Origin of the sequence: Leisingera sp. ANG-Vp (assembly GCF_000813725.1) — a bacterium.
In the GTDB taxonomy this organism is placed as follows: domain Bacteria; phylum Pseudomonadota; class Alphaproteobacteria; order Rhodobacterales; family Rhodobacteraceae; genus Leisingera.
Genome location: NZ_JWLD01000019.1, coordinates 49,606 through 63,451, shown reverse-complemented (window position 1 = coordinate 63,451; position 13,846 = coordinate 49,606). Strand labels below are relative to the sequence as shown.

Annotated in this window: 16 protein-coding genes and 1 pseudogene; 9 read left to right on the top strand and 8 right to left on the bottom strand. The window is 62.3% G+C overall.

Translation table 11 applies throughout. The annotated features are described in order from the left end of the window. A pseudogene (locus RA20_RS26110) lies at window positions 1–124 on the bottom strand (GNAT family N-acetyltransferase); the annotation flags it as partial. Next, on the bottom strand, window positions 121–1,062 hold the full coding sequence (locus tag RA20_RS07670; RefSeq protein ID WP_039126298.1) for a nucleoside hydrolase: 942 nt from the start codon (window positions 1,060–1,062) through the stop codon (window positions 121–123). The pseudogene RA20_RS26110 and the gene RA20_RS07670, both read right to left, overlap by 4 nt. A 275-nt stretch (window positions 1,063–1,337) precedes the next feature. On the opposite strand from RA20_RS07670, the gene RA20_RS07665 reads away from it, so the two are divergent. Then, window positions 1,338–1,892: a hypothetical protein gene (locus tag RA20_RS07665; RefSeq protein WP_152618456.1), complete on the top strand. Its 555-nt coding sequence runs from the start codon at window positions 1,338–1,340 to the stop codon at window positions 1,890–1,892. 81 nt (window positions 1,893–1,973) lie between these two features. Here the strand turns inward: RA20_RS07665 and mazG are convergent, their stop codons facing one another. After that, complete coding sequence (gene mazG / locus RA20_RS07660; protein ID WP_039126292.1) at window positions 1,974–2,789, bottom strand: nucleoside triphosphate pyrophosphohydrolase; 816 nt, start codon at window positions 2,787–2,789, stop codon at window positions 1,974–1,976. Between the two features lie 63 nt (window positions 2,790–2,852). On the opposite strand from mazG, the gene RA20_RS07655 reads away from it, so the two are divergent. The 5 genes from RA20_RS07655 to RA20_RS07635 all read left to right on the top strand — a co-directional run bounded on the left by RA20_RS07655 (window position 2,853) and on the right by RA20_RS07635 (window position 7,381). Next, entirely contained in the window at window positions 2,853–4,019 is a 1,167-nt protein-coding gene (locus RA20_RS07655) for a M20 aminoacylase family protein (RefSeq protein ID WP_039126289.1), read from the top strand. 78 nt (window positions 4,020–4,097) lie between these two features. Next, the gene (gene speB / locus RA20_RS07650) at window positions 4,098–5,066 is read left to right on the top strand and encodes an agmatinase (RefSeq protein ID WP_039126284.1); all 969 of its coding nucleotides are present in this window, start codon (window positions 4,098–4,100) and stop codon (window positions 5,064–5,066) included. Next, entirely contained in the window at window positions 5,059–6,006 is a 948-nt protein-coding gene (gene speB, locus RA20_RS07645; protein ID WP_039126281.1) for an agmatinase, read from the top strand. Before speB (RA20_RS07650) ends, speB (RA20_RS07645) begins: the two co-directional genes overlap by 8 nt. Window positions 6,007–6,094: 88 nt before the next feature. After that, window positions 6,095–6,523, top strand: coding sequence for a DUF1499 domain-containing protein (locus RA20_RS07640; protein WP_446720148.1), 429 nt, complete (start codon window positions 6,095–6,097; stop codon window positions 6,521–6,523). Window positions 6,524–6,637: 114 nt separating this feature from the next. After that, window positions 6,638–7,381, top strand: coding sequence for a hypothetical protein (locus RA20_RS07635; protein ID WP_152618455.1), 744 nt, complete (start codon window positions 6,638–6,640; stop codon window positions 7,379–7,381). A 101-nt stretch (window positions 7,382–7,482) separates the two neighbouring features. Here the strand turns inward: RA20_RS07635 and RA20_RS07630 are convergent, their stop codons facing one another. Then, on the bottom strand, window positions 7,483–7,782 hold the full coding sequence (locus RA20_RS07630; protein WP_039126272.1) for a hypothetical protein: 300 nt from the start codon (window positions 7,780–7,782) through the stop codon (window positions 7,483–7,485). Between the two features lie 59 nt (window positions 7,783–7,841). On the opposite strand from RA20_RS07630, the gene prfA reads away from it, so the two are divergent. From prfA to RA20_RS07615, 3 genes are all read left to right on the top strand, one after another. Continuing rightward, entirely contained in the window at window positions 7,842–8,897 is a 1,056-nt protein-coding gene (prfA, locus tag RA20_RS07625; protein WP_039126269.1) for a peptide chain release factor 1, read from the top strand. A gap of 16 nt (window positions 8,898–8,913) precedes the next feature. Then, complete coding sequence (gene prmC, locus RA20_RS07620) at window positions 8,914–9,765, top strand: peptide chain release factor N(5)-glutamine methyltransferase (RefSeq protein WP_193748795.1); 852 nt, start codon at window positions 8,914–8,916, stop codon at window positions 9,763–9,765. Between the two features lie 212 nt (window positions 9,766–9,977). Continuing rightward, window positions 9,978–10,703: a DUF4167 domain-containing protein gene (locus RA20_RS07615; RefSeq protein ID WP_039126262.1), complete on the top strand. Its 726-nt coding sequence runs from the start codon at window positions 9,978–9,980 to the stop codon at window positions 10,701–10,703. 27 nt (window positions 10,704–10,730) lie between these two features. Here the strand turns inward: RA20_RS07615 and RA20_RS07610 are convergent, their stop codons facing one another. From RA20_RS07610 to rsmA, 4 genes are all read right to left on the bottom strand, one after another. Beyond that, window positions 10,731–11,297 (bottom strand): TetR/AcrR family transcriptional regulator, encoded by a 567-nt coding sequence (locus RA20_RS07610; protein ID WP_193748794.1) that lies wholly within the window; start codon window positions 11,295–11,297, stop codon window positions 10,731–10,733. Window positions 11,298–11,396: 99 nt separating this feature from the next. Further along, the gene (locus RA20_RS07605; protein ID WP_052248881.1) at window positions 11,397–11,951 is read right to left on the bottom strand and encodes a YHS domain-containing (seleno)protein; all 555 of its coding nucleotides are present in this window, start codon (window positions 11,949–11,951) and stop codon (window positions 11,397–11,399) included. 168 nt (window positions 11,952–12,119) lie between these two features. Further along, a complete protein-coding gene (locus tag RA20_RS07600) occupies window positions 12,120–12,887 on the bottom strand; it encodes a pyridoxine 5'-phosphate synthase (protein ID WP_039126258.1) in 768 nt (255 codons plus the stop codon). A 41-nt stretch (window positions 12,888–12,928) separates the two neighbouring features. After that, window positions 12,929–13,771, bottom strand: a complete 843-nt coding sequence (gene rsmA, locus RA20_RS07595; protein ID WP_039126253.1) for a 16S rRNA (adenine(1518)-N(6)/adenine(1519)-N(6))-dimethyltransferase RsmA — start codon at window positions 13,769–13,771, stop codon at window positions 12,929–12,931. Window positions 13,772–13,846: the final 75 nt, after the last annotated feature.

Below are 13,846 nucleotides of genomic sequence, written 5' to 3'. Positions count from 1 at the left end.
GCTCGATCCCGGCGCGGCGGTGGTCGTCCGTGGTGTCCAGCCCGGACTCGGCGTGGAAGGCGGCAACCAGCGTCAGCACTGTGTCCAGATGCTCGGGCTTGGCGAGATGCAGGGCGGCGCTCATAGGCGGGCGAGCCTTTCGGTCAGGAGACTAAAGAAGCCGTCTGCATCCGCGTCGCCGATGAACAGGGCGTTGGGGGGACGGTCTGTGACGCCCCACCAGTCGGCGACGGTCATGCCGAGAGTGAGTTCCGACTGGGTCTCGACTTCGACGTTCACATGCCGGCCGGAGAATAGCTCCGGCTTGAGCAGCCAGGCAATCACGCAGGGGTCGTGCAGCGGGCCGCCTTCGGAGCCGTATTTCTCCACGTCGAAACGTTCGAAGAAATCGAGCATTTCGGCGGTGAAATGGCCCACGCGGGTGTTGAGCGCCCGGATGGCCTCGACACGCTGTTTGGTGGCCAGCACCTTATGTGTCACATCAAGCGGCATGACGGTGATCGGAGCGCCTGATCTGAAAACGATTTCAGCGGCTTCCGGGTCGACGTAGATGTTGAATTCGGCGGCGGGGGTGATGTTGCCGACCTCGAAATAGGCGCCGCCCATCGTCACCACTTCCTGCACCCGTTCGATGATATCCGGGGCGCGGTTGAAGGCGGCGGCGATGTTGGTGAGCGGGCCGAGGGTGCAAAGGGTGACGGTGCCGGGCTCATGGCTGCGCAGGGTCTCGATGATGAAATCGACGCCGTGGCCCTCGGCCAGCGGCATCTGCGGCTCCCACAGTTCTGGCCCGTCGAGCCCGGTTTGCCCATGCACATGTTCGGCGGTGATCAGCGGCCGCGAAAGCGGTGTCTTGCTGCCTGCATAGATAGGGACGTCTGCCTTGCCTGCCGCCTCGCAGACGATGCGGGCGTTTTTGCTGGTGAGCGGCAGCGGCACATTGCCGGCAACGCAGGTGATGCCCAGGAGATCGAGCTGCTCCGGGCTGGCCAGCGCCAGCAGGATGGCCACTGCATCATCCTGGCCCGGGTCGGTGTCGATGATGATTTTTCTGGCGCTCATGGCTCACTCCGCTGCGGCTGAGCCGTGAGCCTACGCTGTGTCTGTCCGGGATTGAACCGCTGCCGGGCAGGTCTGTGAAAATTTCCGGAGATTTTCTGCACCCGGCCTTTGCGGCTTGGGCGATTGCTTCTTATGTTTGCTTGACGCAGCGGCAGCCCGGGCGGGATGGCCCGGCAGCCGGTGCGGATATTTTAGGCCCGGTTTCGGGTGGTATTGGTGCGGCGCGGTTTTGCCAGGAAATGCACGTTGCTGATTTTGAATGGGGAATACATCAGATGGCAAAAGAGCCCAAAGTTGTTGGCGATATCCTGAAAGACAAGAAAATGACCGCCGCTTACATGGACTATTGCAAGCGGCGCTACTGCCTGAATGAGTTCATGTTCACTCAGAACAAGGGCAATCCGGAGTCGCTCTGGACCCGCTACATGGATCAGAAAAAAGGCAAGGAGCCGGTCAATATCACCTCAAAGACCTACAAGGCGGCACAGGTTCTGGCGGACAAGGGCGACTTTAAGAATGCTGAGTGGAAGAAGCTCATCGCGACCGGCAAGGACGAGGTCGTCAAGATGCTGAACAAGGACGTGATGGGGTTCACCGGCAGCGATGAATACAAGAAGTACGTGGCCGAAAACGGGATGGGCGATCCCAAGAAGGCGGCCAAGCTGCTGGGGATCACCGACGCAAAGAAGCTGAAAGACGTGATGGTCAATATCGCTGTGGGCGACAAGAAGACCGCAGAGAAGCTATGGAAGGACCTGATGAAGAAGGAAAAAATCATCGAGGACTTCAAGACCATCATGGCCAATCTGAAAAAAGCCGGCCTGGCCTGAAACCGGGTCTTTAGCCTTCTGCTGCCCGGCGGCTGCGCCGCCGGGGATTGAGTATTGAAGCAAAGAAGAAGCGGGGGGCGCTCAGCTGCGCTCGTCTGCTTTGACCTCGTCCCAGAGCGCATCCATTTCCGCCAGGTCGCTGTCCTCGGGGCGTTTGCCGCGGGCGGCAAGCTTGGCCTCGACGCCTTGGAAACGGCGGGTGAATTTGGCGTTGGCGGCACGCAGGGCCGCTTCGGGTTCGACACCAAGGTGGCGGCCCAGGTTGGCCATTACGAAGAGCAGATCGCCGAATTCTTCTTCAACTTCCGAATGGGTGAGGGTGTCGCGGGCCTCGACCAGCTCGGCGCATTCCTCGGTGATCTTGGCAATGACATTGTCCGCCGAGGGCCAGTCGAAGCCGACGCGGGCAGCGCGTTTCTGGAGCTTGTAAGCACGCAGCAGGGCGGGCAGGCCGGCTGCGACCCCGTCCAGCGTGCCTTTCTGTTCCTTGCCGGCACGCTCAGCTGCCTTGATTGCCTCCCAGTCGCGGGTCTGCTGTTCGGCGGATTTTTCACGGCTTTCGTCTCCGAACACATGCGGATGGCGCGAGACCATCTTGTTGGACATGGCGGCGACCACGTCCTGGAATGAGAAGTGGCCCGCTTCCTGCGCCATCTGGGCGTGGAAGACGGATTGGAACAAGAGGTCGCCCAACTCCCCCTTCAGTTCATCCCAGGCTTCGCGTTCGATCGCGTCGGCAACTTCGTAAGCCTCTTCAATGGTATAGGGGGCGATGGTGGCGAAACTTTGTTCGATGTCCCAGGGGCAGCCGGACTTAGGGTCACGCAGGCGGGCCATGATTTCCAAGAGGCGTTCGATGCCTGCGGTTTCATCGTGGATCAGGTCTGTTTGGGGCATTGCGGCTGCTCTTGTTTGGGTGTCAGATGCATCATCCCGAGTCTGGAGCAGGAGTCCACCCTAATGCCCGTAGTGAACCGTATTGCCGATTACGCCGAGGAGATGAAGACCTGGCGGCGGCATCTGCACCAGATCCCGGAACTGGCGCTGGACCTGCCCAAGACCGCCGCCTTTGTGGCGGAGCGGCTGCGGGAGTTCGGTGTGGACGAACTGCATGAGGGCATCGCGCAGACCGGCATGGTGGCGATCATCAACGGGCAGGGAGACGGGCCGACCATCGGTTTGCGTGCCGACATGGATGCGCTGCCGATCCCGGAGGAAACCGGGGTGGAGTATGTCTCCGGACATGAAGGCAACATGCACGCCTGCGGCCATGACGGGCACACCACGATGCTTTTGGGGGCGGCAAAGTATCTGGCGGAGACCCGCAATTTCTCGGGCCGGGTGGCGCTGATCTTCCAGCCTGCGGAAGAAGCGATCGGCGGCGCCCGCATCATGGTCGAGGAGGGCATGATGGAGCGTTTTGATATTGGCGAAGTCTATGCGCTGCATAACGCGCCGGGCCTGCCGGAGGGGCACTTCCTGACCACGCCGGGGGCACTGATGGCAGCTGTGGACACCTTCCACATCCATATTCAAGGGGTTGGCGGCCATGGCGCCATGCCGCAGGAGACCCGCGATCCGGTGATGGCGGCCTGCGGCATTGCCCAAGCAATCCAGACCATCGTTAGCCGCAACCACCACACGCTGGAGGACCTGGTGGTATCTGTGACCCAGATTCACACCGGCACCGTCGACAATGTGATCCCGGATACGGCTTACATCAACGGCACCGTGCGCACCTTCAATCCGGAGGTGCAGAAGATGGTGATGCGGCGGATGAAGGAGATCGTGGCGGGGCAGGCCGCCAGCTACGGCGTTGAGGCGGAGCTGGATTATGAGGTCGGCTATCCTGCCACCTTCAACGATGCAGAGAAAACAGCTTTTGCGGTGGAGGTCGCCGCCGAAATCTCCGGCGAAGGCAATGTTGAGCCTGAGGGCGGGCGCGAGATGGGCGCCGAGGATTTTGCCTATATGCTGCAGGCGCGGCCCGGGTCGTATCTGTTCCTGGGGCAAGGGGATACCGCCGGGCTGCATCATCCGAAGTATGACTTTAACGACGAGATCGCTCCGGTGGGAGCGTCTTTCTTTGCCCGCCTGGTCGAGCGGGCGCAACCGGTGGCCGGCTGAGCGTTCAGGACGGATGACAGAGGCCTGCGAAGCGGGTATTTGATCAAAAGCAACGCATCACAACAGGGACGCTCCGCCATGGCTTTGGAAGACGCAAAACACATGATTGACCACGCCTTCACCCGCGAGGATCTGAAGGGCTTGAGTTTTGAGATCACCTTTGGCGGGGCCACGTCTTTTCTGCGCCGCAAATACACTAAAGACCTGACCGGTGTGGATATTGCCGTCACAGGCGTGCCCTTTGACCAGGCGGTGACCAACCGGCCCGGCACCCGGCTGGGTCCGCGGGCGATCCGCGAGGCGTCCACCCTGCAAAGCCCGGACGAGCCTTACGGCTGGCCGCATAAGCCGCTGAGCACGCTGGCGATTGCCGATTACGGTGACCTGGCCTTTGATCACGCCAATGTGCCGGCGTTTCCGGGCGCCTTGACCGAGCATATCCGCGGTATCCTGGACACGGATACGGCCTCGGTGGTGCTGGGCGGCGACCACTACATCAGCTTTCCGGTCCTGAAGGCCTATGCCGAGAGATACGGGCCGATTTCGCTGCTGCAGTTCGATGCCCATACCGACACCTGGCCGGATGACAATATGGACCGCGTCGATCATGGCACCATGTTCTACAAGGCGGTGAAATCGGGGATTGTGGACCCGGCGACCTCGGTGCAAGTGGGCATCCGCACCACCAATGATGATACGCTGGGGGTCAACATCATCGACGCGCCGACGGTGCATGAGATCGGCCCCGTCGAGACCGCCCGCCGGATCAAGGAGATCCTGGGCGACCGGCCCGCATACCTGACGTTTGACATCGACTGCCTGGATCCGGCCTATGCGCCCGGCACCGGCACGCCTGTGTGGGGCGGGCTGACTTCGGCGCAGGCCTCGCGCATCCTGCGGGAGATTGCCGGCATCAATATCAAGGGCGGCGACGTGGTCGAGGTCTCTCCCCCCTTTGACACAACCGGCGCAACTGCTATTGCCGGGGCACATGTGGCGACGGAAATCATCTGCCTTCTGGGCTGGAACATGAGAGACAATGACTGACTTCAATCAGCCGATCAGCGGCAATGACCTGGCCCGGTTCTCGGGCCCGAACACCTATATGCGGCTGCCGCAGGCAACCTCGCTGGAGGGGCTGGATGTTGCCGTTGTCGGCGTGCCGATGGATATCGGCACCTCATGGCGCTCGGGCACACGGTTCGGCCCCAAGCAGATCCGCGCCGAAAGCGCGATGCTGCGGCCCTATAACATGGCCACGGGTGCTGCACCGTTTGACAGCCTTAACATCGCCGATATCGGCGATCTGGCGATCAACACGTTTTCACTGAAGGAATCGCTCAGGATTATCCAGGAAAGCTATGATGCGATCCTGGCCGGCGGGGTGATCCCGGTGGCGATGGGCGGCGATCATTCGATCACCCTGCCGATCCTGCGGGCAGTTGCCGCAAAGTATGGCCCTGTTGCGCTGGTGCATGTGGATGCCCATGCGGATGTGAACGACGAGATGTTCGGCGAGCGCGAGACCCATGGCACCGTGTTCCGCCGCGCCTACGAGGAAGGGCTGATTGTTCCGGACAAGACCTATCAGATCGGCATCCGCGGCACCGGCTATGCCGCCACCGATTTCTCCGAGGCGCAAAGCTGGGGTTTCCAGCACTTCCCGGCACAGGAGCTGTGGGGCCGGCAGCTGCATCAGATGGGTGCGGAAATTCGCCGCGATATCGGCAATAGGCCGGTCTATGTCACCTATGATATCGATAGTCTTGACCCGGCCTATGCGCCGGGCACCGGCACGCCGGAAATCGGCGGGCTGACCACGCCGCAGGCGCTGGAGCTGATCCGGTCGCTGAAGGGGATCAATATCGTGGGCTGCGATCTGGTGGAGGTGTCGCCGCCTTATGATCCTTCGGGCAACACGGCTTTGGTTGGCGCCAATCTGCTCTATGAGCTGCTCTGTGTGCTGCCGGGCGTGGCAACGAGATAAGCGGTCTGGCCTCACGCAAAAGGCCGGGGGAGGGCCGCGCAGGGAGGAGGAGGCAAGGGTTGACCTTGAAACCGCATTGAGGCGGCTGATGCTGTTCGGCTGGGTTCTGCTGGCTGCTGTGGTGGCCGGGCTGGGGTTCATCCGCCTGGCGCCGAGCGATCCGCTGGACTGGAACACCCAGCCGGAGTTCACCGAGGACAAGGAGTTCCGCGGCGGCGTGTTCCGGGTGGTGCGCACCGGCCCGGACGGGCTGGAGCGGTTCCACCAGATCGCCAGCACCGCGCCGCGCACCAGCGTGCTGGCAGGCGGGCCTGCGGACGGGATGGCGACCTATATCACCCGGACACAGCTCTTGGGTTTTCCCGACTACACCACCGCGGCGCAGGACGGCGACCTGCTGAAGGTCTACGCGCGCCTGCGGTTCGGCCGCTCGGATCTGGGGGCCAACAAGGAGCGGATCAACGGATGGCTGGCGGAGATGGAAGCGGCGCCGCAAGCTGCTTCCGCTGGCGAGTGAGCTAGGGCTCCCGCCTGTTCGCGGGCTTTTGGAAAAAGCCCCTCGCAGTTGGGCGTGGCGCCGCGCTGACGCGCGGCGCAGGCTCATCGGCCATAGGCCGATGAGCCATGGTTTTTGCTGAGAAGTACTTCAGGGGCTGGGCTGCACCTGAAGACGTCGTCTAAATTGTGCTTGTTTTTACCGCGTCAAGGGCAAGCCGCGCTGGAGCGCGGTGGCTGCTCCACCCTTGACCCGGCGGCGGTGCAGATGGCGTATGTTACAGGGATATTGTTCGCTAAAGGGAATGATTTGATGAAGTCTTTTAGGTTCGTTTTGCTCCGCAGAGCTGCGAGGCTGTTGCTGCACCTTAGCTTGTCCTTGTGGATTTTCTCCACCAGCGCTTTCGCAGAGTCTCTGAAATTGAGTGTGTATGGAGCGCCACCGAAATTCTTCGAGTTTCTTTGGAGGCATTCCGCGAGCCTCGACACATTCGATAGAAGCGGAGACTGGTATTCAGCGCGAGACGCGGATGTGATCCTGCTGGTGCTTGGAAGCATGGAAGAAAGAGACTTGGTTCCATCGGCTTACAGGGGAGAGTTCAATACAGCTGTGAGCACCGGATACAGCCACCTGTATAGGGTGCGGCCAGGATATTATGATGGCTCCTCCAGCCACGCAGTCGTTATTGTTGCGATGGGGGATCTCGATAAGAAACTGCAAGAACTTTGGAAGGAGAAGCCGCCAAGCGAGGTGGAAATTGGCCCGCTTAAATCCTGTTTCATCGCAGGGTTAGTAAACAAAATGTACGCGCCCGCGGAGGCTCGGAAAAGTTACAAGCAATTATTGGCAGACTGCAGAGAATGGATCTCACTCGACTGATATCCTTGAAAGGCATCGGCCATGGTAACTCATCCGGAAAAGGAGCGCTTTTGGCTGTCAGTATGTTCCTTGATGGGGCAGACCGCGTAGGGATTTGAGGACTACAACTTCGGCATTTCCAATGGAGCCTCAGACACTGTTGGCGCATCCCCCAGCGACGCCGACAGGCAGCTGCTTTGCACCTCGCGCCACATCGGCACGTTCAGCGACATCTGGCATTGCGCCATGAACATGCGGCCGTCGACTTGCAGGCAGCGCAGCTCTCCCAGCTCCACGCGGGAGCCGGATTTGTCGGTGCAGTAGCAGTCGATGGTTTTGCCGCCCGGTCCTTTCACATCCGCCAGCGCCAGGCCGGGCAGAGTGAGGAGGATTGTGGCAATAAGGACTCTGGCATGTCGCATGGGTCTAGCATATCACATGGGGGACGATTGGCCAAAACAAGAACGGAAACAGGTCCGCCATGATCCCCGAAGAACGCCTGGAACAGATCCTGCAGCGGTTTCAGTATCTTGAAGCCGCAATGGCGGATGGCGCCGGGGGCGGGGATATTGCGGCGCTGGCCAAGGAATACTCCGACCTGCGGCCGGTAGCGGAACAGATCGGCACCTACCGCAGGCTGCTGAGCGATCTGGAGGAGGCCGAGCTGATGCTGGCGGATCCGGATATGAAGGATCTGGCGGAGGAAGAGATCCCGGAGCTGAAGGCCGCGATCCCGGAAGCGGAGCATGCTTTGCAGCTGGCTTTGCTGCCCAAGGATGCGGCCGACACCCGTCCGGCGATGCTGGAGATCCGCCCCGGCACCGGCGGTGATGAGGCGGCGCTGTTTGCCGGCGACCTGTTGCGCATGTATCAGCGTTATGCCGAGGCGCAGGGCTGGAAGTTCGACATCATCGAAGAACAGCCGACCGAGCTGGGCGGCATCAAGGAAGTGGTGGCCCATATCAAGGGCGAGAACGTCTTTGCCCGGCTGAAGTATGAATCCGGCGTGCACCGGGTGCAGCGGGTGCCAGCGACAGAAAGCGGCGGGCGCATCCATACCTCTGCGGCGACGGTGGCGGTGCTGCCGGAGGCGGAGGATGTGGATATTCATATCGACCCGAACGACATCCGCATCGATACCATGCGGGCGTCGGGGGCTGGCGGGCAGCATGTGAACACCACCGACTCGGCGGTGCGGATCACCCACTTGCCGACGGGGCTGATTGTGACCTCCTCGGAGAAATCCCAGCACCGCAACCGCGAGATTGCCATGCAGGTGCTGAAAACACGGCTTTATGATCTGGAGCGGCAGCGGATCGACAGCGAGCGTTCGGCGGACCGGGCCAGCCAGGTGGGCTCGGGCGACCGCTCGGAGCGGATCCGGACCTACAACTTCCCGCAGGGCCGGATGACCGACCACCGTATCAACCTGACGCTTTACAAGCTGGATCAGGTGGTTGGCGGCGACCTGGATGAGATCATCGATGCGCTGACGGCCGACAACCAGGCGCGGCTGCTGGCCGAGATGGGCCAGTGAAGAAGGAGCGGTGAGCATGGCGGAAACCGCGGCACAGGCAATGGCAGCAGCAACGGCCCGGCTGCGGGCGGCAGGGGTGCAGGACCCGGCGCGCGATGCGCGGGTGCTTTTGGCCCATGCCGCGCGGATCGAAGCCAGCCGGGTCACGCTGATTGCGCCGGAAGAACTGGCGCCGGAAATTGCGGAACGCTACGAGCAGCTGATTGCGCTGCGCGCCGTGCGGGTGCCGGTGTCGCATCTGATCGGCGAGAGGGAATTCTACGGGCGCCGCTTCAAGGTGTCGCGCGATGTGCTGGACCCGCGGCCTGAAACCGAGATTCTGATCGAGGCGGCGCTGGCCGAGCCTTATGAAAGGGTGCTGGACCTGGGTCTTGGGTCGGGATGCATCCTGGTGACGCTTCTCGCGGAGCGGCAGGAGGCCACAGGGCTGGGGGTGGACATCAGCGAGGCGGCCTGCCTGCAGGCCAGTGCCAATGCGGTGCTGCACCGGGTTGAGATGCGCGCGGATATCCAGCAGTCAGACTGGTTCGGGAAGGTTGAGGGGCAGTTCGATCTGATCGTTTCAAACCCGCCCTATATCGCGCTGGACGAGATGGACGGCCTGTCGGCAGAGGTGCGCGGCCATGAGCCGGGGATTGCACTGACCGATGGCGGCGACGGGCTGGGCGCTTACCGCAGAATTGCGTCCTCGGTGGCGGCGCATCTGGCACCGGGCGGGCGGCTTCTGCTGGAGATCGGCCCGACGCAAGGGCAGGCCGTCAGTGCGCTGCTGGAAGCCGCAGGGCTAAGCGGCATCTCGGTGCTGCCTGATTTGGATGGCCGTGACCGGGTGGTGCGGGCGCATTCCGGCGCAAAGAGCGGAATTTAGCGCCAAAATTCGTGTTTTAGAAAGAAAAATCCCTGAAATTCGTCTTGTGCCCCTTGTAAGGGGCTCTGTAACATGGTTACTCAGAGGGGCTGCTTGAGGAGAGAGCTCTGCAAGCCCTCCCGCAGCATCAAGCCCAAAATAGCTGATGATCCGGCGCTGAGGCGCGCTGAACAGGGTCTACGGCGCATTAATTCAAGGCTGACGTTAGGCAGATGAGATCGTCCAAATCACGTTCACGTTCCAAGTCGAACCGGAATCGCCCCAATGGCGCAAATGTCGTCAACCGGGTGTTCGACAGCTCGGGCCCCGAAGGCAAAGTGCGCGGAACCCCGCAGCAGATCATTGACAAGTACAACCAGCTGGCACGCGATGCCCAGCTGAGCAATGACCGGGTTGCGACGGAGAACTTCCAGCAGCACGCCGAGCATTACCTGCGGATGCTGAACGAGGCACAGCGCGAGATCGAAGCGCGCCGCGAGGAGCAGGAGCGCCAGAACCGCGAGCGCCAGGCCGAGCGCGACCGCGAGCGTGCCGAACGGCTTGAGCGCCAGGAGCGTGAAGCGGCGGCAGCTGCAGCGGCGGCACCGGCTCCGGCTGCAGACCCGGCGGCGGCACCGCAGCCCGAAGTGATCGACCCGCGCGGCGACAACGGCAACGGCGAAGACAGCGGCCTGGTCGAGACCCCGGAAAGCCAGGCGGCAGCGCCTGCCGATGCTCCGGCTGAGGCCCAGGCTGAAGCACCTGCAAAGAAGGCTCCAGCCCGCAAGCCGCGCACCCGCAAACCTGCGGCTAAGGCGGAAGAGGCGGCGCCGGTACCGGCGGCTGAGGGCGGTGACGCGGAAGCAAAGCCGAAGAAGGCCACCCGTTCACGGGCCAAGCCCAAGCCGAAGGCCAAGCCGGACGAGGGCTCTGCCGACGCTCCGGAAGCGGCGGAATAAGCTCAACCTTCCCGCAGCTGTCCCGGGTCAGAGCAGCTCTTGCAGCAGATCCGGCCAGGCATCAAACGACGCTCCCATGCGGCCCATTGCGTGGGAGCCCAGATAGAGCCGCTGCAGCGCGGTGGCTTTGCGCTCCAGCACATCGCGCGGCTGATCGGGTGCCGATTCCTGTACAATCGAATAAAGTGCGGTCCAGAGCCGCTGCGAAATCCGATGGCAGCGGGCTTCGCTTTCTGCGTCAAACGGCGCCATTTCCACCATCACATTACAGAGGAAACAGCCGATCCGCGGCGCCGGGCGCAGCGGGGTGTTTTCAGTGCGGTAGAAGAAATTGGTCAGCCGCTCATGCGGCGGCGGGCCGTTCCGGTCGGTAAGCTCGCCAAGGGCTCTGGCCATCCGGGTCTCGCCGTAGTGGTCCAGCGCCTGCAGGTAGACCGAATGCTTGTCGGTGAAAGCCTTGTAGAAAGACCCGCGGGTGAGACCCATCGCGTCCAGCAGGTCAGGCAGGTTGGTGCCCCCATAGCCGCGCTTCCAGAACAGCATCATGGCGCCTTCCAAAGCGTCTTTCTCATCGAATTGCCGGGGTCTGCTCATGCGCGGGGCCTCACTCGCTGCAAACGCCGCCCGGCAGGATGCAGGGCGGCGCAGAGGGAGCATAGTTGCGGGCAGCTTGGGGTTCAACCGCAGCTGGGGTCAGGAGTCCGGCAGCTGTTGCGGATGCTGAAAGCCCAGATTCGGGCGCTGCGAATGGGAGACGAACTTGACAGAGCCTTGCTGCAGCCCGGCATGAACGGTGCTCCAGTTGGCCTGGTTCTGAGCCAAGAGGCTGGCCTTGTCCTGCAGGAAGCGGTCTTTTACCTCGGCCGACCAGGTGACGTAGAGCTTATCGTCCGCAATAAACCAGCCGTTGATAAAGTCGGTCTCCGCAGCATAGCCGTGTGCCACCGCCCAGGCGCACCAGCCATTGTTCTGCGGTGCATACTTCTCCGGCGCAGCGGCAAAGCTGTCGCGGTTCTCTGCTGAAGCAAACAGCCAGGTACGGCCCTTGTATTGGTGCCGGTGGGCCTGATCGCCCTTGGTCGCAGTCTCTGCAGTGAAATAGGCGACCGGATCGAAGCCGTCCATGGCAATGCCGCGGCTGGTGGAATTCACAACATGGGTTGCCAGGCTTTCAGAACCTGCTTCCGCCTGCGGGCTGCTGAACATCAGCGACAGGGCGCAAAGCGATGTGACCAGAAGTTTCTTCATGGGTACCTCCCTTTGGTACTGATTGATTATTTTTATGGGAACCAATCAGTACATAATGAGAGGAGCCAATCAATTCACAACAGTGTCACGAAACTGTGAGTCATGACGCTGCAGGGCTCTGGCCGCACAAAGGCCGGAGCCGCTAAGTAGTTGAAACGCCTGTGTTGTTTAATCGTTGTGGCCGAGCACCCTCAGGTAGCGGCGTACAGCTTCGGGGAAACCCAGCATCAGCGCGTCGGCGGTTAGGCCGTGGCCGATGGAGACTTCGGCCAGATCCGGGATCGCCTGGCGCAGGCCAGGCAGGTTCTCGACTGTCAGGTCGTGGCCTGCGTTGATCATCAAGCCGCCAAGCGCGCGGGCGGCGTCGGCGGTGTCCTTGATCTTGGCCAACTCGCTGGCAACTGCTTCCGGCGCAGTTTGCTCGGCATAGGGACCGGTGTAGAATTCGATCCGGTCTGCGCCTGCTTGCTGTGCCAGGGCTGGGTCGGCGGGGTTGGCATCCACGAAGTATGAGACGCGGATGCCCGCAGCTTTGAATTCCTCGGCGATGGGCAGCAGCATCTCGCCGTCTTTGGCAAAATCCCAGCCGTGATCCGAGGTGGATTGCTCCGGCGTGTCCGGCACCAGCGTGACCTGATGCGGGTTGTTTTCCAGCACCAGGTCGATGAAGTGGCGGGTGGGGTAGCCCTCGATGTTGAATTCGGTGTCCGGGAATTCCTCGCGGGTGAGTTTTGCCAGTGCGGGCAGGTCGGAAAAGCGGATGTGGCGCTCATCCGGGCGGGGATGCACGGTGATGCCATGGGCGCCGGCCTCAAGGATGGCACGGGAGATGTCGATCAGGTTCGGCCAGGGCACCTCGCGCCGGTTGCGCAGGTAGGCGACGGCATTGACATTGACGGACAGAAGCGTCGGGCGGGAAACAGCGGCTTGGGTCATCGGAAAACGGACCTCCGGAGAAAGACAGGAAAAACGATGCGTCAGGCTTTGGCGACTTCACGCGCCAGGGCACAGAAAGCCTCCAGGCTCACCTGCTCAGCGCGTTCAGTGGGCGGAATGCCTGCGGCTGTGAGATGCGCTTCGATATCGGGTGAGATGCCCTTGAGCGACGCACGCAGCATCTTGCGGCGCTGGTTGAAGGCAGCGGCAACAACGCGCGACAGGACTGCCGCGTCGGCCTCGAACCGGGGCGCGGGCAGGGCGTCCAGATGCACCACCGCGCTGGAAACCTTGGGCGGCGGTGTAAAGGCGCCGGGCGGCAGCGACAGCACGATTTTTGCATCCGCGCGCCACTGGGCCAGAATGGCCAGGCGGCCATAGGCCTTGGAGCCGGGCTGGGCCACGATGCGCTCGGCCACCTCGCGCTGGAACATCAGGGTAAGACTCTGCCAGAACGGCGGCCATTCCTTGGGTGTCAGCCAGCGCACCAGCAGCTCGGTGCCGACGTTGTAGGGAAGATTGGCGGCGATGCGGATCGGCGGTGTGAGGTGCTCGAGCGGGTTGATCTCCAGCGCGTCTCCGTTGATCACGTCGAACCGGCCGGGGTAGGCGTCAGCGATTTCCTGCAGTGCGGGCAGGCAGCGGCTGTCTTTCTCCACCGCCAGCACCCGGCGGGCGCCTTCGGCCAGCAGTCCGCGGGTGAGGCCGCCGGGGCCCGGGCCGATTTCCAGCACGTCGCAGCCGGTGAGGTCGCCGGCCTGGCGGGCGATCTTGGCTGTGAGGTTCAAGTCCAGGAGGAAGTTCTGGCCCAGGGATTTGCGGGCCGACAGCTGATGCGTTGCGATCACTTCGCGCAAAGGGGGAAGGCTGTCGATAGCGCTCATGATGTGGACCTTGGGACAGGGCGCAGGCAACACGCCGGAACATTCATGCCTCTGGCGGGGATATTTCCCGCCAGA